This window comes from Mastigocladopsis repens PCC 10914 (genome assembly GCF_000315565.1).
Taxonomy (GTDB): domain Bacteria; phylum Cyanobacteriota; class Cyanobacteriia; order Cyanobacteriales; family Nostocaceae; genus Mastigocladopsis; species Mastigocladopsis repens.
Genome location: NZ_JH992901.1, coordinates 5,106,375 through 5,127,815, shown reverse-complemented (window position 1 = coordinate 5,127,815; position 21,441 = coordinate 5,106,375). Strand labels below are relative to the sequence as shown.

General features: G+C 42.5%; 22 protein-coding genes and 1 pseudogene. 9 read left to right on the top strand and 14 right to left on the bottom strand.

What is annotated here, in order from left to right:
- Positions 1–24: 24 nt before the first annotated feature.
- From MAS10914_RS0124815 to cysE, 8 genes are all read right to left on the bottom strand, one after another.
- Positions 25–1,008: a TauD/TfdA family dioxygenase gene (locus tag MAS10914_RS0124815; RefSeq protein WP_017318647.1), complete on the bottom strand. Its 984-nt coding sequence runs from the start codon at positions 1,006–1,008 to the stop codon at positions 25–27.
- Between the two features lie 451 nt (positions 1,009–1,459).
- Entirely contained in the window at positions 1,460–2,254 is a 795-nt protein-coding gene (locus MAS10914_RS0124810) for a phosphosulfolactate synthase (RefSeq protein WP_017318646.1), read from the bottom strand.
- Between the two features lie 191 nt (positions 2,255–2,445).
- Positions 2,446–3,054, bottom strand: a complete 609-nt coding sequence (gene cysC, locus MAS10914_RS31005) for an adenylyl-sulfate kinase (RefSeq protein ID WP_269635095.1) — start codon at positions 3,052–3,054, stop codon at positions 2,446–2,448.
- 51 nt (positions 3,055–3,105) lie between these two features.
- The gene (locus MAS10914_RS0124800; protein WP_017318644.1) at positions 3,106–3,915 is read right to left on the bottom strand and encodes a hypothetical protein; all 810 of its coding nucleotides are present in this window, start codon (positions 3,913–3,915) and stop codon (positions 3,106–3,108) included.
- Positions 3,916–3,920: 5 nt separating this feature from the next.
- On the bottom strand, positions 3,921–4,457 hold the full coding sequence (locus tag MAS10914_RS0124795) for a chromate transporter (RefSeq protein WP_017318643.1): 537 nt from the start codon (positions 4,455–4,457) through the stop codon (positions 3,921–3,923).
- A gap of 11 nt (positions 4,458–4,468) precedes the next feature.
- Entirely contained in the window at positions 4,469–5,038 is a 570-nt protein-coding gene (locus MAS10914_RS0124790) for a chromate transporter (RefSeq protein WP_033366519.1), read from the bottom strand.
- 232 nt (positions 5,039–5,270) lie between these two features.
- Positions 5,271–5,447: a hypothetical protein gene (locus MAS10914_RS34630; RefSeq protein ID WP_017318641.1), complete on the bottom strand. Its 177-nt coding sequence runs from the start codon at positions 5,445–5,447 to the stop codon at positions 5,271–5,273.
- A 554-nt stretch (positions 5,448–6,001) separates the two neighbouring features.
- On the bottom strand, positions 6,002–6,727 hold the full coding sequence (gene cysE / locus MAS10914_RS0124780; RefSeq protein ID WP_026082793.1) for a serine O-acetyltransferase: 726 nt from the start codon (positions 6,725–6,727) through the stop codon (positions 6,002–6,004).
- 390 nt (positions 6,728–7,117) lie between these two features.
- On the opposite strand from cysE, the gene MAS10914_RS0124775 reads away from it, so the two are divergent.
- Positions 7,118–7,585, top strand: coding sequence for an RrF2 family transcriptional regulator (locus MAS10914_RS0124775; protein WP_156818236.1), 468 nt, complete (start codon positions 7,118–7,120; stop codon positions 7,583–7,585).
- A 19-nt stretch (positions 7,586–7,604) separates the two neighbouring features.
- A pseudogene (locus tag MAS10914_RS0124770) lies at positions 7,605–7,858 on the top strand (cysteine synthase A); the annotation flags it as partial.
- Between the two features lie 126 nt (positions 7,859–7,984).
- On the opposite strand, the gene MAS10914_RS0124765 reads toward MAS10914_RS0124770, so the two are convergent.
- Complete coding sequence (locus MAS10914_RS0124765; RefSeq protein WP_017318638.1) at positions 7,985–8,425, bottom strand: YidH family protein; 441 nt, start codon at positions 8,423–8,425, stop codon at positions 7,985–7,987.
- Between the two features lie 494 nt (positions 8,426–8,919).
- Here MAS10914_RS0124765 and MAS10914_RS0124760 point away from each other — a divergent pair, with 494 nt between their 5' ends.
- Complete coding sequence (locus MAS10914_RS0124760) at positions 8,920–9,843, top strand: LysR substrate-binding domain-containing protein (RefSeq protein ID WP_017318637.1); 924 nt, start codon at positions 8,920–8,922, stop codon at positions 9,841–9,843.
- A 500-nt stretch (positions 9,844–10,343) separates the two neighbouring features.
- Positions 10,344–10,781: an RrF2 family transcriptional regulator gene (locus tag MAS10914_RS0124755; RefSeq protein WP_017318636.1), complete on the top strand. Its 438-nt coding sequence runs from the start codon at positions 10,344–10,346 to the stop codon at positions 10,779–10,781.
- Between the two features lie 62 nt (positions 10,782–10,843).
- Here the strand turns inward: MAS10914_RS0124755 and MAS10914_RS0124750 are convergent, their stop codons facing one another.
- Positions 10,844–11,521, bottom strand: a complete 678-nt coding sequence (locus MAS10914_RS0124750; RefSeq protein WP_017318635.1) for a cadmium resistance transporter — start codon at positions 11,519–11,521, stop codon at positions 10,844–10,846.
- Positions 11,522–11,591: 70 nt separating this feature from the next.
- Between MAS10914_RS0124750 and MAS10914_RS0124745 the strand changes: the two genes are divergently transcribed.
- Positions 11,592–12,260 carry a cadmium resistance transporter gene (locus tag MAS10914_RS0124745; RefSeq protein ID WP_017318634.1) on the top strand — a complete coding sequence of 223 codons (669 nt, stop codon included), beginning with the start codon at positions 11,592–11,594 and terminating at the stop codon, positions 12,258–12,260.
- On the opposite strand, the gene MAS10914_RS0124740 is transcribed toward MAS10914_RS0124745, so the two are convergent.
- Positions 12,243–13,040: a sulfite exporter TauE/SafE family protein gene (locus tag MAS10914_RS0124740; RefSeq protein ID WP_017318633.1), complete on the bottom strand. Its 798-nt coding sequence runs from the start codon at positions 13,038–13,040 to the stop codon at positions 12,243–12,245. The genes MAS10914_RS0124745 and MAS10914_RS0124740 overlap by 18 nt on opposite strands.
- 273 nt (positions 13,041–13,313) lie before the next feature.
- Here MAS10914_RS0124740 and MAS10914_RS0124735 point away from each other — a divergent pair, with 273 nt between their 5' ends.
- The gene (locus MAS10914_RS0124735; protein ID WP_017318632.1) at positions 13,314–14,078 is read left to right on the top strand and encodes a phosphatase PAP2 family protein; all 765 of its coding nucleotides are present in this window, start codon (positions 13,314–13,316) and stop codon (positions 14,076–14,078) included.
- An 81-nt stretch (positions 14,079–14,159) separates the two neighbouring features.
- Here the strand turns inward: MAS10914_RS0124735 and MAS10914_RS0124730 are convergent, their stop codons facing one another.
- The gene (locus tag MAS10914_RS0124730; protein ID WP_017318631.1) at positions 14,160–15,326 is read right to left on the bottom strand and encodes a zinc-dependent alcohol dehydrogenase; all 1,167 of its coding nucleotides are present in this window, start codon (positions 15,324–15,326) and stop codon (positions 14,160–14,162) included.
- A 296-nt stretch (positions 15,327–15,622) separates the two neighbouring features.
- Here MAS10914_RS0124730 and MAS10914_RS0124725 point away from each other — a divergent pair, with 296 nt between their 5' ends.
- Both MAS10914_RS0124725 and MAS10914_RS0124720 read left to right on the top strand, forming a co-directional pair.
- Positions 15,623–16,459, top strand: a complete 837-nt coding sequence (locus MAS10914_RS0124725; RefSeq protein ID WP_017318630.1) for a sulfite exporter TauE/SafE family protein — start codon at positions 15,623–15,625, stop codon at positions 16,457–16,459.
- A gap of 1 nt (position 16,460) precedes the next feature.
- On the top strand, positions 16,461–17,018 hold the full coding sequence (locus MAS10914_RS0124720) for a DUF1634 domain-containing protein (protein WP_017318629.1): 558 nt from the start codon (positions 16,461–16,463) through the stop codon (positions 17,016–17,018).
- A 344-nt stretch (positions 17,019–17,362) separates the two neighbouring features.
- On the opposite strand, the gene MAS10914_RS0124715 is transcribed toward MAS10914_RS0124720, so the two are convergent.
- Together MAS10914_RS0124715 and folK are read right to left on the bottom strand one after the other, a co-directional pair.
- Positions 17,363–17,935, bottom strand: a complete 573-nt coding sequence (locus MAS10914_RS0124715; protein WP_017318628.1) for an NUDIX hydrolase — start codon at positions 17,933–17,935, stop codon at positions 17,363–17,365.
- An 87-nt stretch (positions 17,936–18,022) separates the two neighbouring features.
- The gene (gene folK, locus MAS10914_RS0124710) at positions 18,023–18,511 is read right to left on the bottom strand and encodes a 2-amino-4-hydroxy-6-hydroxymethyldihydropteridine diphosphokinase (protein WP_026082790.1); all 489 of its coding nucleotides are present in this window, start codon (positions 18,509–18,511) and stop codon (positions 18,023–18,025) included.
- A 227-nt stretch (positions 18,512–18,738) separates the two neighbouring features.
- Here folK and MAS10914_RS0124705 point away from each other — a divergent pair, with 227 nt between their 5' ends.
- Complete coding sequence (locus MAS10914_RS0124705) at positions 18,739–21,222, top strand: transglycosylase domain-containing protein (protein ID WP_017318626.1); 2,484 nt, start codon at positions 18,739–18,741, stop codon at positions 21,220–21,222.
- Positions 21,223–21,441: the final 219 nt, after the last annotated feature.

The window sequence follows — 21,441 nt, the reverse complement described above, 5'->3', positions numbered from 1 at the left end:
TTGCAGGTCGTCCTGCCCAAAGACTCACCTTGACAGAACTGAGCCACGACGGCTCAGTTTTACCCACATACGAACCATGTGACGTCGTTTACTCGGCTCATCCCATTCCACAAAAGGAGTACGCTCATGAGCAAGAATGTGGTTATTTGTAAACAAAATTTGTCCTGGTAGCATAGTAAAAGTGTGTACTAATGAAGGGCTATTGAGTACTGTTTCTAAACATTCTAACGCTTCATTTTGTTGAGCAGATAAAGTTTTTACTCCTAATTCATAAGGTCTATATAGGCGGTACTTTGAGTAACGAAAACTTAGACCGTCAGTAAACAATCCGTAAGAAAAAATTGGAATACTGTTGGACAAACGTTCCTGTAGAGAAGGCTCCTTTCCCTCCCATCGTGACTCTCTAATAAATTCTTGGTAAAGACATTTGAGGATATCTGGAGAATTTTGTTTCAGAATCTCGTGAACATTAAGGGCATTAGAAATCCTTGTATCCCCTCCCTGACGAGCGTTCTGTACACAAAGAAGACCAACAACATCAGGCATTATATTAATGTTGTGGCTACTGTCAGTATGAAGTCCACTGCTAAGATTGCTCTTAGAAAAATCTAGAGTTTTAAAAGTCCTTTGTCTGTCATTTTCTGTATTACGAATATCGTGCAAAATCCTTTGTTGTCTAATTATAGAACCTAGGTTGCTTCCAATCATAAGCAACAGCAGCCTTGCTTCTTCATGTGAAAAGCTCTTCAGATCCAAACCATTGACTAACGCCACGCCAAATTTTCCAAATAACAAATCTAATAGGTGATTAGAAAAATTGCTTATTGCAGGGTACGGAATTTGGTAACTTCCATTAACGAATTGTTCCCATGTCTTCCCATTTTTTCTAAGAAACTCCAACTCTCTTCTTACTTCATCTAATACTTCAGGTGTGAGAGAAACTTTCCACCCTTCGTTCTTTGCAATAGATGCTTTATCCCACATTAAACTTAGTTGTTGCGTGTACATAGGATACCTCCACTGTGAATTGACATTAGCTGCATTTGGAATAAGATTGGAAGTCCAATCTGCTAGTTATTGACCTTGACTGATTAGCCGTTATCTTGATAACGTTTCAGACTAAACTTTACTTTCAAGCGTCTTGAACTTGTCCAAAGCAAAAGATTGGCATTCCAAAGTAGAATTCAGTGCAAGGATAGCTGAACTCCCTGTACACCAAATATCCTTCACCACGTCGAAGAATCCAGAAGTAGCCGTTAATGAAGAAATACTGATACAACTTTGATGAAGTTTACACTCGTGTAGGCGAGAACCTTCCCTGCCCTGTAAGTCTCAAGAGTGGACTATAAACTTTATCGAACACCAGAGCCGCTACTGGGTATTCAAAAGTTTCCGATTCCCTCTTGTTGGTATTACATACAGTTTCATCCTTAATTCTTTATGCTTTTGCTTTTATTGGTCAAGCTTCCTTACCTTCAAAGAAATTCAACGTATCTGCTCTTAGACCAAGCCTCAAAGTTTCCAAGCTAATAATATCATTAAATGAAATATTAGCTAAATTTACATTTGCACCTAACTCTTTAATAAAGTGGACTTGCATATCCTTGTTGGGAGCCTCAAAAATTATATCTTTAGTATTTATACCTGAATTGATAATTTTGCTCGTCAGTTCATATCTTATCTCGCCGTTTGCCAGACAAATTCCACTTCGACCACTCTCTCGAGATTCCAAAATGACTTTTACCGATCCAGCCTCCAAATCTTCTTGAATATATTCAATCCATTGCTCAGAAGATAATGTAAGAGATGTTTGATAGTCTTTGTACCCTACCTCACTCAAAACTTTAAATTCTTTAGAAAAATCTGAAATATATTTTGCCTTTTCTCTATTTGTTAAAGCTATTATTCCATTTGATATCTCTATATATTGACAATTGTAATACTTAAAATACTCATAAAGAAAATCTATTTTTTTTTGTTTTACTGCTTTTTCAAAAAATGTTCCTCCAAAGAAAAAATTTATGCCTCTGGATGAAGCAGACTCTATCTTGTTAAGAATATTTTGGGAAACGACAGAAGTACACCACCCAAATTTTATCAAATCAATTAATTCACTAAAACTATTAACAATATCCCAAAAATACTGTGTGGGTATGCCATTATCTATTAGTATTGTCAATCCATTATTACGTGGTTTTGATTCTCTAATAGGTAACTGAAAAAATGAATTTTCTGCACTAATAATATGTGTCATTTTATCTCATCCAAACAGCGGATTTTTTCTAAAAAAATTACTAATTTTGTTCCAACATCCTTCCGAACCTATATTTTTTTAGTTTTTGGGCAATAAGAAAGTAAGAATTTTTTATGAATTCTTCAAAAAAATAGGTCGTTCTTGACAACATGAGAATTGTGACACCTAGGACAATTTATTCAGGTAGGATACTAAACTGAATCTAGGGCTAACATCATAGTATTTTTCTCATCATGGTTTGACAATCTAGTGCCTGTGCGTTTTGGAATGTAATCTAGTTGCTCTAATTCAGCAATAACCTTATTAATACATTCCTCGATACTTTCTTTTGTAGTGTGGCAGATGATCTCTGGGTTAATGGGAGCTTCATAGGGATCTTGTATTCCCGTAAAATTCTTTATTTTATCAGAGCGAGCCTTAGCGTACAGACCTTTTACATCTCGCGCCTCACAAACTTCAAGTGGTGCATCAACATAAACTTCTATAAAGTTCTCAGTGTTCATCCGAATTTCATCACGGATAGCCCGGTAAGGACTAATTGCGGCCACAATTGCCACAATTCCATTTCGACTCAGCAGATTTGCTACAAAACCAATGCGGCGAATGTTAATCTCTCTATCTTCCTTACTAAATCCTAGTTCTTTTGAAATATGGCTTCTAATCTCATCACCATCTAAGACTTCAACTAAACAATTACGTGCCTTAAGTTCGCATTCTATCCCTCTAGCAATCGTAGTTTTACCAGCACCGCTAAGACCTGTAAGCCACAAGATTACCCCTTTAACTCTCATACTTTGTATTTCCTGTTTGTAATAGGACTTGTGATTCTGCTTACTTTATTTGAATTTTATCTAAATTCCAATCATCTGCATAAATGACTCAATTTCTGAATCGATAGGAAAAATTTTTCGGTAAAGATTAGCTAATTTGTGTCGCTCTCGAAATACTTCGCAGAAACGTTTATCTTGCTGACAAACTTTCCATCGTTCTAACACTTTCATTTGGTTTCCTCTGCCATCATAAGAAGTTCTATCAAAACTACTTCCATGACCTGCTGCCTTTGGAACAACATTAAGTCCAGCATCTGTGAAAGAAAGCCCAAACTGTGCAGATAATTGTTTACGGTAGTCAATACTTGAAAACCATAAGTTGTAGTTGACCGCTATCTTGGATGTTAAAAAATTAGTTATTCCCAGATATTCCTCGGCGTAAATTTCCCACGTATCTAAAATTTCTGAATCATCTATTAATTTAGGAACTGGACCAGCTTTGTACCAACGGCTAACCAGCATATTGAATGGATCTCTTAGGACTAAAATGTTAAAAAGCCTCAAGCTTTCACCAATAGTTCTTTGACGTTCCCAGATAACATCTCTTCCATCCACGAGTCTGGTGATATTAAAATCCAGAACACCACTCACTAAACAGTGCTTATGTAAATTCCGAATTTGTTCAACATCTTCAATGTGAACCAACCAGTCTGATTCCTTGTCCCAGCTATTGTAAAACCCAGTAGTCAAGTATGGATCTGTATAAGGTGTTATATTGTTCAAAACAAAGATAGGCAGATTAAAGTGATAAGCTAGCCAAACCATAACAGCATGGTGGCCGCTGCGTTTTAAGGCAAAAAATGTAAATAAATAATCGTTCCTAAATTCCATAAGAGTTAATTGGAAAAAAAACCCTTAATTGCTCCTGTTAGCAATGCCAACAGTACTATCCAGCCTGTATTTAGTAAGCCCCGAACCGACAAGAGTAGTGCTAAAAAGCAGATGACAGCGCTCAATATATCCTTGAGGAATACTATATCCTTGCCAAGATTCCAAACAGTTGCCAACATCAAACCAATCGTAACCGGACCCAAAGCAGCATGAAATTTCTTTATCCAGGCAGGAGGGTTCGGTTGTTTTATTAACCAGGCTATGCTTGCTAACACACATGAAGTAGGACCAAACGCCCCTAGCCCAGAAGCTATTGCCCCAGGTAAACCAGCCACACGATCGCCGATGAGTACAACATGAAGCATATTCGGTCCAGGTACCAGCAACCCCAGTGCATAAGCTTCGACGAAAGCTTGATGACTCATCCACCCGTGGACAATGACAACTTGGCGTTCCATTTCTGAGATGACAGCGCTTGCACCCCCAACGCTAATTAAACCCAAATAAGCAAATGTGAAAAATAGATCAAGTAAGACGTGCATCGGCTGCAAAATCAGTTATTTTTTTGAGTTTTGCTATTCAAATGCCAAGCAAAGGGCACAACTACAACTAAAACCAAGGGAATAGGAATTCTGAAAATTCCTACTAGAATAAACGTAGCAATCGCCACTAGAAATCGAATGTAGTTAGTGATAGTAGGTTTAGCCAGCTTCCAGGTTAACTCCAAAATTAGTCCAATACTGGCTGCTGTAACTGCTGTTAGAGATGCTTGGACGATCTGTTGGGGGAGCTCTGATAGCAGCCTTGATGCCACCAGTATCGCTATCGATCCAGGTAGCACCAGAGCAAGTGTTGCCAGTATTGCTCCTTGAGTTTTTCGCCAGCAATATCCTAGATATGCTGAAAGATTCGTACCTCTATTTCCCGGAAGGTTTTGACACCAATTTAAAGCTTCCAAGCTTTGACTGTTTGTCAGCCAACCTCGCTTTAAGCAAGAAGGCAAAACGTGGGTGGGGATTGCTCCACCGAAAGCTGTTGCTCCAATCCCTGCAAATAACGCAACTAGTACACCAAGGGAAGGAGAATTTGTTTGCTGCGCTTGGTTTGATGATGCATTTGACATAAATGGTTTGTCCTCACGTGCATCTACTGAAACGATTTGCCAAACGGAAAAAAACAAATTTGCAGCAGTTTTCGACTGAGTGAGGTACATCTGTAGGCGCGAACAGCTGTATGCCCGAAGGAAGGGCACGCTGCGCGTTGGCGGAGGCTGCGCTTTGCGCTTACGCCCTTACAAGAAGTTGTATTCCATCGAAATGCAAATTGCTATAAGCCTTGGTGAAAGAAAACTTGGGTCATTCCCCCAGAAGCATCCGCACAGTTTGTCTACCATATGCAAAGAACCGGATGCTGATAGTCGAATAAACTTGAGTTAACGATAGCCCAGAGTGAAGAAAACCGATTTCTTTGAGAAAGCGCTGCGCTAAAACACCTTTATCGATATATGTTGTCTGTTCCCGATAGTAATCCATAACTATGCACCCATACATTTAACAACAGTCGTAGGCATCGCCACATCGTTCTACTGTCTTGCATCCCCCAAACAACTCTAGAAAGCTTTTCTTAACTCAACACCACAGCCCTAAAAGGCAATTGGTGTATTTCAACTTCCTCAAGTATGGTCCTGGAGATAGATGAAAAAGTGACAATCAATACATTTTTTTCTTATTAGAAATATATACTAATCGAGCAATTAAAGCAAGATATCAATCAATTGCTATGCGCCTCATGGCTAGGCATATCTTCTCATACACCCTATCCTCGTCGGCGCACTATGGTATTGAAAAGTTAAGGGCTTTGCCCGCCTTTATGAAAATTGCTACTTATGTCAGGGCAGCTATCAATTAGACTTGTCCGAAAACTCACAACCCAATTTGTACAAGGCTTTGAGAGCAAGCCTTGCTTATCTTCAAAAAACGCAACCATCAGGGTTTGATATGGTTACTAATAGTTTAAAGCCACAAAAATACGCCCCTATTTACCGATACTTGCATTGTTATTGTCACTTTTAATGAAGTTGCTAAAACTAAATTCCCGCCCCATCCAAAAACTCTTCAATGACCAAATCACTATTGCACTTGCCATTGTCCATTTGGATGTTGCTATCCTGTATTGCGTGCAAAGAGGGCTGTGCCTCCAACTGATCAATCTGTTGCTCCAAAGCTTTGACGCGTTCAAATAAGGCTCGAATCACTTCTGCTTCCACATCCCGCAGTTTATTGTGCGCCAGAACATCGGTCCTCTCCTCATCCTGACGGGTGACACGCCCTGGAACACCGACTACGGTCGTGTTGCTAGGTACATCTCGCAGCACTACCGAACCTGCTCCAATGCGGACATGATCCCCGATACAAATATTGCCCAATACCTTAGCACCTGCTCCCACAACGACATGATTGCCTAAAGAGGGATGGCGTTTCCCTGTCTGTTTTCCAGTACCACCTAGGGTAACTCCTTGGTAAATCAGGCTGTAGTCCCCCACCACTGCTGTCTCGCCAATGACCACCCCCATCCCGTGGTCAATGAAAACTCCTTTGCCAATCTTAGCGCCAGGGTGAATTTCAATCCCAGTGAAAAACCGACTGATATGGGAGATAAACCGAGGTATGAAGGGAATCTCCATTTTATAAAGCCAGTGTGCTACTCGATGGAAGAGTATGGCTTGAAGACCTGGGTAGCAGAACAATACTTCCAGCCAGTTACGCGCTGCTGGGTCACGCTCATAGATTGTTCGCAAATCAGTTAGCAGCATTCTTTGTTCCGATTTAGGGAGGCTCATAAGTAATTCATAAGGTACGGCATTGGGATAGCCAGTTCCCATAATCATCCTGAGAGGATGCTGTCTGCAAATTTAATGTGCATCAGCACTACACCTCACAACGCCATTCCCATAAGGGAGGGTATCTCCGTACAGCGCTGTACAGCGCTAGCTCTCCCACACCCAGTCTTAACAAACAAGCCTGATGCGTAAGTCCTGTGATCGATGAAGTCATTTGTGGGAATTGTGTTAGATAATCTACGGTAAGTCGATAAAATTATGATTTTTTATGTGTAGTCAGTTGGATGCTACCACATCCGAACAATGCCATAAAAAATAATTTTACATAAAAATACGTTAATTTTATCGACTATTAGTAGTATAGTGAGTACGGACTTGAATAGCCAAAACTACGCTCTTTTGGATCTGTCTTCCAAAGTTGAATACGCGCTGCTGGCACTTTTAGAACTGGCAAGCAACAAGGGAAAGAAAACCCCTCTAACTATGAGTGAAATCACTACGAAGCAACCCATACCCGAGCGTTATCTGGAACAAATTCTTACCAGTTTGCGGCGAGCAGGTGTGGTGCAGAGTCATCGTGGCTCGAGAGGAGGCTTCGTTTTAGCTCGTGAACCTTGGCAAATTACTTTGCTGGAGATTGTCACTTTTGTGGAAGGTGAACGCAAAGAGAGAGAATCCTCTGTTACTCCCTCTTTGGAAAGGAATTTGGTTCATGAAATCTGGGAGCAAGCCAACACCGCCTGTGTTGAGGTTTTGCGAAGCTACACACTTCAAGATTTGTGTCAGCAAAGAGAGGCTCGCTTCCAGCAGGGTCCAATGTATTACATTTAGACACTCTCGGAGTCACCATATGCGGATAGCAAAAGAGATCACAGAGTTAGCCGGACGGATTCCTATAGTTTGCTTAAATGAGATTCCCCAACACTCAGGGGCGATCAGTGACAAACCAGCCGCTTCTATCAAAGAGTCCATTGGAATGAGTATAGAGGAAGCAGGCTTCAACCACCCCGGAAAAACTATCCTAGAGAGCCGACATCAGGTAATACAGAAATTGCTCTAGCAATGGTGGCATCTGCCAGAGCCTACTATTTAATTGTAACAATGCTTAATATAAGGTGCCGGGTGTAGAGGTAGGAGCACAATGTCTTGTGCCTCTGGGGATGTGGAGAAAATGCCACTATTCCTCTCACTAGGCCCTACATCCTACCCTACAACCCACACCCAACTTCATTACTCAACTATGACTGTGTTTAACGAGTCTAGAGGAACTGTAAAGACATAATAGACAACCCCAATTCCAAGAAGTATGACAGCGAGGCTGGAGAGGATGACCCATCGGTCTGCTGGTTCGTAGGTATCCTCGTCGATGTCGCGGCGCACAGCAAGGTAATGCTGGTTTGAAAGCAGTACCGTTAGCAGACCAACTAATGAAAAGGCTAAACCTAACTTCCAACCATTACCAGGCGCTTGAGGTGCAAGAGGAGGACGGAGGATACGAAGGCGGACAATTAGAACACCAAACCCCATCAGGGCAATTCCACTCCTCATCCATGCTAGATATGTACGTTCGTTTGCTAAATGCTCCCGCACTTTTTCTGAACTACGTTTCTTTGACTTTTCTTTTTCTGAATTTTCTCCATTAACCTTCATAAATTTGAATGGTAGCTGCATTGACATAACTTCTTAATGTACTAGATGAAACTGACTCAAATCTTATTCCAGAAAAGTTAACTTTCCTTTTCTACATTATCGATTTTTTGTGAGGGGAGAACCGCAGCTAGGCTCTCACAAATTAGGAGAAATACTGCCAGCCGTGCGTTCTGCATTCTCCGTTCTTCTCTATTGATGGATGAATGAGTGCAAGAAGTTTAATTATTTTCGACTTCAGTTTCATAAGAGTAGAGTTTGTGGTAAGGTTGACCATGAAAGAATTGGATAGTTTTATTTATAACTCAGTATTAATTTAGGAACGTACTTATGAAGTCGCCACTGATACTACTTGACTTTCTCTTTTTAATTACGCTGAAGCAGATAAGTTGAAGCTCAATATGTCAGGGAAATTTGAATTTTAACTACGTTAATTACATCGAATTACCGTACAATTTTAGACGATTGTCAGCCTATAGCGGTGAGACTAAACATCCAAAAAGTCTTAAAGAGCTAAAATGACGCTTGAGCAGTTGCGAATTTTTTTAGCAGTTGCGGAACTGATGCACTTTACTCGTGCTGCAGAAACGCTATATATTACCCAGCCAGCTGTGAGTGCAGCCATTCAAACCTTGGAAGCAGAATACGGGGTGAAACTATTCCATAGGATTGGTCGCCATATCGAAATTACTGATGCTGGCAAGTTGCTCCAACTGGAAGCGCAAAAAATTCTTGACCAAGTTTCCTTAACCGAGCGAGGCTTGCGAGAATTGAACAATCTGCAACGGGGTGAATTAAAGCTGGGATCAAGTCTCACTATCGGTAACTACTGGTTACCAGACAAAATTAGCCACTTCAAGCGCCAATATCCGGGAATCCATATTGATTGTACGTTGGGTAATGCAGAAGAAATTTGCGAAGGGACAGCGACAGGACTTTTTGATTTTGGCTTAGTGACAGGAGAAGTCAAAGCCTCCTTAAAAAACTCTCTGGAACAGGAAGTTGTGGGGAGCGATCGCCTACAAATTGTGGTTGGCACATCTCACCCCTGGTTTAAGCGGACAGAAATTTCCCCAACAGAACTACATAGTACAAATTGGGTGATGCGGGAACCAGGCTCGGGAGCGCAGCAAATGTTTGAGCAAGCCCTACAAGATTGGGGAATTGACCCTGGTAAATTGGATGTTGTTCTCAACTTAAGCAGTAGTGAGATGGTGAAGGCAGTTGTTGAAAGCGGTGTGGGTGCAGCTGCAATTCCTGAATTGATGGTCAAAAAAGAAATACAGCTGTCTACACTTCACGCAGTTCATGTGGTAGATAGAAGCTCTGGTAAAAAGCTAGAAATTGTTCAACCTGTTTGGAAGCTCAAACACCGACAGCGGTTTCAGACCCGAATTGCGAATGCCTTTGAACAGATTTTGGCTCAATACCTTAGGCTATAGGGATCAACGCCCTACGGGCAGGGTGTAAGGGGATAAGGGGATAAGGGTGTAAGGGGATAAGGGTGTAAGGGGATAAGGGTGTAAGGGTGTAAGGGTATAAGGGGAAGAAGAAAAATTAATCCTCAATAATTCTTTTCCCCTACACCCCTATCCCCCTACACCCTTAGTTCTGGTCAGAACTCAGAACTTTGAATCAATTCAGTTGCTCTGTATCCCGACTCAACACCCAGTTGCCAAACAATCATAGCCGGGTTCCTACTGTGTGGTTTTAAGTTCAAATTTGGTGGAAAAAGCTTTTGCACTTGTTCATCATTTTTATTTATTAAAATGACGAAAAAATATAGTTGATTTTATTAATGGTATTCTTTATACTAAATGAACTACACCAAAATAAGGTTTCTAATATATTGCCTGCGTAATTGTGACCCTGATTGTGTTGTTTGGGCTGACATTCAGCTTGATTACAGGTAATAACTAAATGGGTCTATTTTTTCTGGACTATGGAACTTTCAAATAAATCCGAGTACGCGATTCTTTCCCTGATAGCGTTAGCAGCTTGCTATTTTACTGGTGAATCTTTGCAAATCCGGGAGATAGCAGCACGACAAAATATCCCTAACCGCTATTTGGAAGAACTTCTTGCGACACTAAGGCGTGGAGGTTTGATTAAAAGCATACGCGGCGTCAAAGGTGGTTATGTTCTAGCACGCGATCCCCGGAAGATTACACTTCTAGATGCTTTCCGTTGCATAGAAGGATTAGACGCTGATGTGCCTGATAAAACTTCCACTTCTAAAACAGTAGAAACTGAAGTCATTCAGGAGATGTGGGAAGAAGCACGTCAAGCAGCTTATTCTGTTTTACAGAAATATACACTTCACGACGTTTGTGAGCAACGAGCGAAACGACGTCAGATGGAACTTATGTACTACATTTAGTTCTTTGTCCTTTGTCCTTTGACAAAGGACGGGCAACAAGAGCTACCTTGATTTGTAACCATCTACTTATAGTCTTTCACGAGAATTACCAAACACAGACAGCTAGCAAGGAGCTTTATTGGATTTAAAGCATCACTTTTTAAAACAATAAAAGCACCTAATCCCATCAAAACAAAAGGCACAAGATAATTACCGTAATGAATTAGGATATCAGCTATTCCTTTTTGATTGGTTAATTTGTATGCCGAATAGCACCAAACTCCTATTAGGAGAAAGAAGACGGCTATGATGACCAAAAAACTCCCTAAGTCGGCACTAGCAAATAACGGTACGTAGACACTGATGTTATCACTACCGTTAGCAATAGTGATAGCAGCTACACTATAGGTTTCGGGAGAAAGAAAACTAGCAAAACCTGAGTCTTCTAATTGTTCTGTTTCTGCTGTAGCTTCCTCTGGAGAATCTTCTTCTTGGTTTACCAAACTGCTGATACCTATAGCAATAGGAATTAAACCTAGTAATCCAATCCAGTTTGGCGGCAAGATGAAACCACCAAATAAACCAGGGAGACTGGCAATAACAAGTGCTGTAAAACCAAGATATTGCCCAGCAACAATGTCCCTACGAGTGAAGGTAGAATTCACCTGAGAAAAAAAGAACAGTAGGATAATAATGTCATCGATATTAGTCGCAGTGAAGGCAACTATCCCCCTACTAATAGCAGAGACTAACCCACTCATACATATATGTGATGATTTTATTTTTTAGAATTTTTTAGTTAGATAACATCATAATTTCTTATCATTGAGCATGAGTCACCTTTGGACGGCTTTCACGGAAGGTGTCATCGCCTTCGTTGCCACCAACATTGATGATATCCTTATCTTGCTGCTATTTTTCTCACAAGTAGATGCCAATTTCCGACGACGGCATATTGTGATTGGTCAGTACCTTGGTTTTGCAGCTATTATCCTTGCCAGCTTACCAGGGTTTTTTGGTGGCTTGTTAGTACCACGAGAATGGATTGGATTTCTGGGATTGCTACCTATAGCAATTGGTTTAAAGCAACTGATGAATAAAGAACAAGAAACTACAGAAGTTCAGACACTCACCAGTGATTTTAAGCAGTCCTCACACAGTAACCCCATAGTATCTGTTCTCTTAAGTTTTTTACATCCCCAGGCTTATAAAGTCGCAGCAGTAACGCTTGCTAATGGTGGTGACAATATCAGTATCTACATACCCCTATTTGCTGGTAAGAGCTTTGCTAGTCTGGGAGTGACTTTGAGCGTATTTTTTCTCATGGTAGGAGTTTGGTGTGCTATTGCTTACCTATTAGCTCGTCAATCGGCGATCGCCTATATTTTAAGCCGTTATGGTAGAGCCACTGTTCCTTTTGTGTTGATTGGCTTGGGATTGTTCATCATGTATGAAAGAGGAACATTCAGCTTATTGTTTGGCTCACACTGGGGAAACTAACTTATAACTCACCATGAGCAAGAGTGTGTAAATGATAAACCGCAGTGGGCGTTGAGGCGCAAGCTGGCAAAGTTTAGCACCAAGAAGTACCCCAGGTACAGAGCCTAACCATATTGGTAATACCAAACTCCAGTCAACTGTTCCCAAGGTCAGGTGTCCAAGGGAGGTAAAAAGTAATAAAATCGCTGCTTGTGAGATATCTGTACCCACTAACTTACGAGCATCTAGCTGGAAAAAGGCAATCAGTACCAATGCAAACATCGAACCGGAGGAGACACTCGTTAGCCCGACTAAACAGCCTAAAATTGCTCCTACGCTCATTGCTAAAGCACGGCTCGACTTCGTTTTCAAGTCTAACTTTGGCAGTTCTGGTAATTTCAAATCTGGAAAAAATGTCAACAGCAACAGTTGTGTGAGTGCTGACAAGGTCACAAACAGAATCATCAATCCAACCAAGTTCAGCAGGATGTGGTCTAGGTTCTGCTCTCCTGTTCGTTTGATGAAGTGCAAAATTCCTACCCCAAACAGCGATCCCGGAACGCTCCCAAATGCCAACCATTTCACCACTTGCATATCCAGGGTTTTCTGCTGCCAGTGCTGATAGCCGCCGACAAACTTCATCAACGTAGCAGCCACAACATCAGAACTCACAGCGATCGACGGGGGAACCTGGAATAAAAAAATGAGCATTGGCGTGATGAGAGATGCTCCGCCAATTCCCGTCAAGCCTACAACTATACCAACGAAGAAGCTAAAGAGGGGTAGTAATGAGTAGTGCATACTGCTGTTCTAGTAAAGGGTTTGATGGTGTTTTATCTCTCAGGTGGAAGTCAGCGTGATAAATTCAATCCCCTTATCGTCTTAAATCCAAAATATCTATAGATTTACCGTAGTTTAACCCAAAACGAGAGTGAATGTCCAGCGTCATGGTACATACAAATATCAAACTCTTATTTGTGACTAAAGATTAATCATCGCCGTGAAGCTGCACACTGCTCAAGACTTGATGCAATATGTGACTTAGTTGTACACACACTCTTAAGTCTCTTAGAAATGTTTAATACTGATTTGAGCAAGCTCATCCAGTCCTTTCTCGAATTCTCCAAAAAACTGCTCGTTGCCCGTTGGGATTCTCTACTGTTGCTCTTGATAGGGGTTTATTTACCTTTGCAAATCTTTGGGCTGCTGGCAGTGGAGGTATGGAAGAATGAAGGTGGTTTCCCGTGGGATGTGCCTATTCTCGTGGCGATTCATTCCACAGCACGGACGCAACTGGATGTGATTGCCGTAACGCTGACTCACTTTGGGTCAAAGTGGTTTGTCTTTCCCGTTGTCGCTGTTATAGGGCTGGTGTTGTTTATCCAAAGACGGTGGCGATCGCTCACCTATCTACTCACCACTGAGATAGGAAGCGCCATCATCAACCGCACAGCAAAGGAATTCATGCATCGAGTCCGTCCCCAAATTTGGGAATCACTCGCTCCTGAGTTGGACTTCTCTTTTCCCAGCGGTCATTCCATGACAAGTATGACGCTGGTAGCAGCTCTGGTTATTTTGACGTGGGGTAGCATTTGGTGCTGGCTAGTTCTAATTGTAGGAAGCGCCTTCGTATTGGCTATTGGCTGGACACGACTTTACTTAGGGGTTCACTTTCCTAGTGATATTCTGGCGGGCTGGATGGTTTCCATAGCTTGGGCTATTGGCGTGAGTGTGATTATTAGACCTCATTTGACCAAGGTAAACATCGTTAGCGAAACCCCTGCTGCGGAGGAAACAACATTACTTCCAGAAGAAACGCAGTTAATAGGTGAAGATTAAACCAACTCCTTATAATTAAAAACCCGCCTGCGCGGGTTTTGTTTTTGTAGCCCCAAAATTCTATTGTAAGGACACTATTCCTTAGGGTTTAAGCACGATCTTGATGCAGTTGTCCTGCTTGTGCTTGAAAATTTCGTAGCCATGTGGTGCTTGCTCTAGCGGCAGACGATGGGTAATCACGAAAGATGGATCGATCTCGCCATTTTGGACGCGCTCAAGTAGCAGGGGCACGTACTTATGAACGTGCGTTTGTCCCATTTTGAATGTTAAACCTTTGTTCATGGCAGCACCCATCGGTATCTTGTCTACAAAGCCACCGTAAACACCGGGAATTGACACAGTGCCACCTTTACGACAAGCGAGGATCGCTTGCCGCAGCACATGGGGGCGATCAGTTTCTAAACGCACTGCTTGTTTGGCTTTGTCATAAAGTCCCTCTGGACCCATGCCGTGTGCTTCCATTCCCACTGCATCCATCACCGCATCGGGACCGCGACCACCCGTCATTTCTTTGAGGGCTTCACCCACATCGACTTCCTCATAGTTGAGGACTTCTGCCTTGCCCTCTTTCGCCATCTGCAGGCGTTCGGGAACTCGATCAATTGCGATCACCCGTTCAGCACCAAGCATGTAAGCACTCCGAATAGCGAATTGTGCCACCGGTCCACAGCCCCAGATGGCGACAGTATCACCGGGCTGAATGTCGCAGTTTTCTGCCGCCATATATCCGGTAGGAAAGATATCGGTCAGAAACACAACTTGTTCGTCTGGCAGTCCATCAGGAATCTTGAACAAACCGACATCGGCAAAGGGAACGCGGGCATATTCAGCTTGACCTCCAGCGTAGCCACCCAGCATATGGGAGTAGCCGAAAAGACCAGATGGGGAATGACCCATAAGTTTTTCTGCCATCCAGGCATTCGGGTTAGAGTTATCACACAGCGACCATAAATCTTTTTGGCAGAAGAAACACGATCCGCAGGAAATGGTAAAGGGGACGACAACGCGATCGCCTATTTTGAGATTTTTGACGGCACTACCCAGCTCGACAATCTCCCCCATAAATTCATGCCCCAAGATGTCGCCCTGTTCCATGGTGGGAATGTAGCCGTCATAAAGATGTAAGTCAGAACCGCAAATCGCCGTTGTCGTGATTTTAACAACAGCATCACGCGGATTAATGATTTTTGGATCGGGTACTGTTTCGACCTCGACTTTGTTGGTACCGTGCCAGCAAACTGCTTTCATTGTTTTTCCTCCTTTGTTAATTAATCTCACCCTTCCGGTGCTTGTCTTTGTTTATTAGAAATTGGAAAAAGTTATTTGTCTAAACTTCTATTCTATATTGTTTAAATTTATACTTAAAAACGAATGACTTATGCTCTTTCAAGAGTCTTAGTTTTCAAAGATTTTCATACTACTTAAGTAGTAATTACCCGAACTTAATTTTGTATAGACAAATACTTGATTAAGAAAAAGTATTTTTCAGCAGATATATTTTATTTTTTTAGTTTAATATCATTTATAAAGATAGAGGAAAAAAATTGAATATTCTAGAGTTTTCTTTACTCGTTTGGATTGGCTCATTTACCGCAGGTTTTTTAGGAGCACTAACAGGTTTAGGGGGTGGAGTTGTCATTGTCCCCTTATTGACTTCAGTCTTTGGAGTTGATATCCGCTATGCAGTTGGTGCTTCTCTGGTGTCTGTCATTGCAACTTCCTTGGGTGCCGCATCTACATATATTAAAAAAGGCTACACCAATCTGCGATTGGGAATGTTTTTAGAAGTAGCGACAACAATAGGAGCTTTAATAGGAGCTTTAATTGCCACTTTTATTTCTGTCAAAGCATTGACCATCGTTCTTGCTGTTGTTCTACTTTATTCAGCTTATCTGTCACAACAACCTAAACTTGAAAACCCTGAAAGTGAGCCACCTGATTCCCTAGGAACTTATCTCCAACTCAATAGTACTTACCCAACTTCCGAGGGAATGATGTCTTACCAAGTTTATTCTGTTCCAGCTGGATTTAGCGTCATGTTAGTCGCGGGAGTCCTTTCTGGACTACTTGGTATTGGTTCAGGAGCGTTCAAAGTCTTGGCGATGGATCAAATTATGCGTGTCCCGTTCAAGGTTTCTACAACCACTAGCAATTTTATGATTAGCGTAACCGCAGCCGCTTCTGCGGGAGTTTACCTAGCGCGTGGTTACATCGACCCAGGACTATCAATGCCGGTGATGTTGGGCGTATTGCCTGGTGCTTTTTTGGGGGCGCGAGTCCTGATAGGAGCCAAAACTCAGACTTTGAGAATTATCTTCTCTCTTGTGCTAGTGGTCATGGCGTTCAAGATGGTCTACAACAGTTTTACCGGGGGGCTTTAGAATGAATAAAACGAGTTTTGGTTTCTGGTGGGGTTCATCTACACCATTAGAAAGTGAAGTTATTAGATTCAAATTGCAGGAGAAAAAACCAGACAGTGATATTCAAGAGTTAGCCCAGCAGCGCGTCAGCATGGTGGCGAAATTCCCTAATGACTGTGAGGTTGATGCCAACAAGGAAGGCACGAAAACATTAGGTGAACTTCAACTTGAGCAGTTATTGAGTAATTTTCTAAAATATGGCGTTATATTTGCTAGCAGTGTCGTTTTAATAGGTGGCATCTTGTACTTGATTCGCCACGGTGCTGAAAGAGCAGACTATCAGTTTTTTCAAGGAGAACCGTCCGATTTCCGCTCTCCCGCAGGTGTTTTGACAGCCGTTTTGTCAGGTAGTCGCCGTGGTATCATTCAACTTGGACTGCTGCTACTCGTGGCTACTCCAATTATTCGCGTGGTTATTTCTCTATTTATTTTTATCCGACAGCGAGAATTTACATACGTTCTTATTACTTTGATAGTTCTAACTGCGCTGATTTATAGCCTTGTAGGAGCATCTTATTAAGATGAAGTAGGATGCGTTATGCTTAAAAATTAAAGATTCTTCCCTTTCTAAGATGGGATCAAAAAGATAGGATGGGAAGGCGACGAAATATGGCTAAGGAAGCGACTTTGCGGGAGATATGAGAAGTTCCAAAGATGACTATTTGACTTACCTGATTAATTGGCACTTTGTAGCGGAGTTGCTGTTGATGAAGTAATACAGTTCAGTTAACGGTAGCTGTCACCCGCGCATGGTGCAGCTATACAAGCTAAACCTGCGGAGGCTGGCTTTGTTTGGTAGCTCCAGGCTTTAGCCTGTGAGCTTATCTGAACCGTCTTGGTTAATTTTTGTAGGAAAATCCTCTACTACGACTCTAAATTTGAATGCAACTGATTCAATAATGGACGAGCTAGGAAAAAGCTAGAAATTGTTTTAGCATCTACAAGCTCTCCTTCCAGAATAGATTTCTCCAGTTCTTCTGGAGTGAAAAATACTGTTTCCAAATCCTCATCTTCGTCTTGTGCTGGTGCTACTTCCAGCTTTTCCAAATCTTGTGCTAAGTAAGCATAAATTATTTCATCAGAATAGCCCGGAGCAAGGAAAAACTCTCCTAGTTTTTGCCACTTCTGGGCGCGGTAGCCAGTTTCTTCCTCTATTTCACGTTGAATCGTCTCTAGGGGGTCTTCTTTTGGTTCCAATGTACCAGCGGGAAACTCTAACACCCTTCCCTGAACCGCGAAACGATACTGGCGCAAGAGTATTAGTTTACCTTCGGAAGTTACGGGTATAGCCAGAGCGCCACCTGGATGACGAATGCATTCCCATTCTCCCTCTGATTTGTTAGGTAATCGTAAGCGATTGACCTCAAAATCAAATTTGCGCCCTTTGTAGTACAAGCGCTGTTTCAGCAGTTGGGGTAATTCTCTACCTAATGGCATAGTCAAATTCTGTTGTTTAAAAATACACAAACTAACACTTTCGGAGGATGTTAAAATTACCGTTGTCTGTGCTTATGGTTGGTCAAATTACTTGCCCACCAATAGGTGTACTTCAGAACAGTCTACCTCTTTAAGTAGCTCTTTAATCGCATAACCAGAAATTGGTTCTATCCAATCTGGAGCGATTTCCGCCAGTGGTACCAACACAAACGCTCGCTCCCGCATTCGCGGATGAGGAATCTGGAGATTTGGTGTGTCTAAAATTAGGTCATCATATAACAACAAATCTAAATCTAGGGTGCGGGGTTCCCAACGTTCTTGTCGTACGCGCCCAAATTTCTTTTCAATTTTTAACAAAATTTCTAACAATAACTGCGGTATCATCTCTACTCGCAGTATCACAGATCCGTTTATGTAATCTGGTTGTGGTGGTCCCACAGCTTTGGTTTTGTACCAACTGGATTTGGTTTGTAAGATAATTCCCGGTGTTTGGGCTAACGTTTCTATTGCTGCTTCTAAAATGGCACGAGAATCACCAAGATTACTCCCAAGAGCAATTGCACTACTAACTTTCATCAAGCCATCTGTTTTGCTTTTGGGTGTATTTTTGTTCGTTTTAGATTCTTCCAACTTCTGTTGCTATGTACAATAATTAAATATATACTTTGTATAAAAAAAACGGAAACTTCCAATAAATATTTTGCCAATAATTTATAAAGTGATATACTATCACGGATGTGGTGCAATAATCTAAAAAATTTTCATGGTGGTTAGATTGCAACTGCTTCAAGCGAGGAATTGACGTGGCAAAGTTTACCTCCTGGTTCAAGGAACGACCAGCAAAGTCGAGTGATGCTGATGCTGATAAGGAGCACCCAGGACCGTGCCCTGGTAGTGATAACGAGAATGAGGAATCCACAAATGAGAGGACATCACCAACCAAGGGCTTAAGGCTGAACCAATTCCTGAACCAGATACTTTCCAAACTTCCTGGCAGTCATAAACCCCTTTATCGTCGTTACTGGTTTTGGGCGGGCTTGGGGATAAGTAGTGGAATTATTGCCATTAGCTATGGAATTCGGGCAATAGACCAAAGTTTACCAGATAAAGCTGAACTTAGCGCAGTTGTTCGAGAACGTACACTGACTATTAAAGCTGCGGATGGTACTATAATACAACAGCAAGGCGAAGCAACTAGAGAACAGTTAAAGATAGAGGAAATACCAGATAAACTCAAGAAAGCTTTCATCGCTTCAGAAGACAGAAGGTTTAACCAACACAACGGAGTCGATACCCAAGGAATTGTGAGAGCAGTTTTGAATAACGTGCGATCGCAAGGCGTGGTGGAAGGTGGTAGTAGCATCACGCAACAGCTTGCAAGAATTCTCTTCCTCAAACAAGAGAAAACTGTCTGGCGAAAGGTCAAGGAAGCTCGTCTGGCACACAAAATAGAAGAGCAATTGTCCAAGGACGAGATTCTGGAACGCTACCTGAATTTGGTGTACTTGGGTTCTGGGGCTTACGGCGTTGCAGATGCGGCATGGGTTTACTTTAGTAAATCTGTGGATCAACTCAGCTTGGGTGAAATGGCGATCATTGCGGCATTACCTCCCGCCCCAAATCGCTTTTCACCACAAGTGAATGCACAAGAGGCAAAACAGCGACGGAATCTGGTTTTGCAGCGGATGGTAGAAGATGGATTTATTACAGTAGCCCAAAAAGAAACAGCAAGCGCAGAACCAATCAACCTTAAACCCAGTTTGCCCAAGCGATGGCAAGTAGAAGCTCCCTACTTTATCAGCTACATCCAAAAAGAATTGCCCAAGTATGTTTCCCCCGAAGCACTCAAAGCAGGGGGTTTCACAGTGGAAACCAGCCTGAACTTGAATTGGCAGAAGGCAGCGGAAGCATCTGTGGCAAAAACGCTGCGAAATGAGGGGCGCTGGGAAAACTTTAAGCAGGCGGCTTTAGTTGCGATTGATCCCCGCAATGGTGAAATTAAGGCAATGGTTGGGGGGAAAGATTTTGAAAAAAACCAATTTAATCGCGTCACCCAAGCACAGCGTCAGCCAGGGTCAACCTTCAAAGGGTTTGTTTATGCTGCTGCTATAGCAAGTGGGATAAGCCCCTACGATAGCTACCTCGATTCACCCCTACTTATAGATGGTTATGAACCGAAAAACTTCGATGAGGGGTATCGAGGCTGGCTGACCATGAGAGATGCCCTCACTAAGTCAGTCAACATTGTTGCGGTGAGGGTGCTGATGAAAGTGGGTTTTGACCCAACCATCCAACTCGCCCACAAAATGGGGATTCAATCGGAACTCAAACCCATGTATTCCTTGGCGCTTGGTTCCTCAGAAGTCAATCTGCTGGAGTTGACCAGCGCTTATGGTTCCTTTGCAACGAAAGGCTTGCACGTAGAACCTCATGGTATTACCCGCATCCTTGACCGTCGAGGAAAGGTCATTTGGTCTGCTGACTTCAAATCTCAGCGGGCGATCGATGCTGACAGTTCTGCTATCATGACCTGGATGCTCCGCAATGTGGTGCAAAATGGTACCGGTCGCGCGGCTCAATTAGATAGACCTGTTGCTGGCAAGACTGGCACCACCGATGAAGCCCGCGATTTGTGGTTTATTGGCTATATTCCTCAGATGGTGACAGGGGTTTGGCTGGGTAATGACGATAACAAACCAACTTGGGGTAGCAGTAGTAGCGCTGCTTACACCTGGCATGGGTTTATGGAAAAAGTGGTCAAGGAAATACCCGTTGAAAAGTTTCCTGAAAGACCCAAGCTAACAGGTCGAAAAAGCACAATCAAGGCGAAACCCATCAAGCCCAAACGAATTGTGAATCGCCCCATTACCTCTAGTGACCAACAATCTGACGAAGACACTTCCAACAGGTCCTATAGACGAGGAAGTCAACAACAGAGTTCTGATGATAGTGGAGAGCGTTCGTCTAGGAGACGCAGATATAGGAGAACCTATTATCAAGAGCAGCAACAACAAGAGGAAACCTCAAGACCAAGAAGGCGCTATCGTCGATATCGTAGCGAAGAATCAAATTCCACGAGTGAGTCATCCTCACAATCGTATCGTTCACGGCGACGGCGATATAGAACAGAAGAATCTGATTCTTCAACCCCAAGAAGGAGTAGGCGACAGTATACATCCCCTGCAACCAACTCCTCGCCCTCCTCAAATTCTTCTCCTCCAGCGCGTTCTTGGCGGGAACGACTCAAACCCACACCATCTTCCTCAGAAGCAGGTTCTGACCGCTAAAGCACAGATGGAGTGTAAGTCCTGGGTTTGTAGTTGGCGCTACTCTGCGAGAAGCCGCTGCGCGTCTATAGCGCTAAAGCGCCAACTACAAACTACGCTTACCCATCATTTTTGGGTTGGCAGACTATTAGGAGTTTGGGGTGAAATCAGATGAACAACACATATGTGATGATTCCTGGTAGCTGGCAAGATTGGTTAACAGTGTTGGGCTATATATCC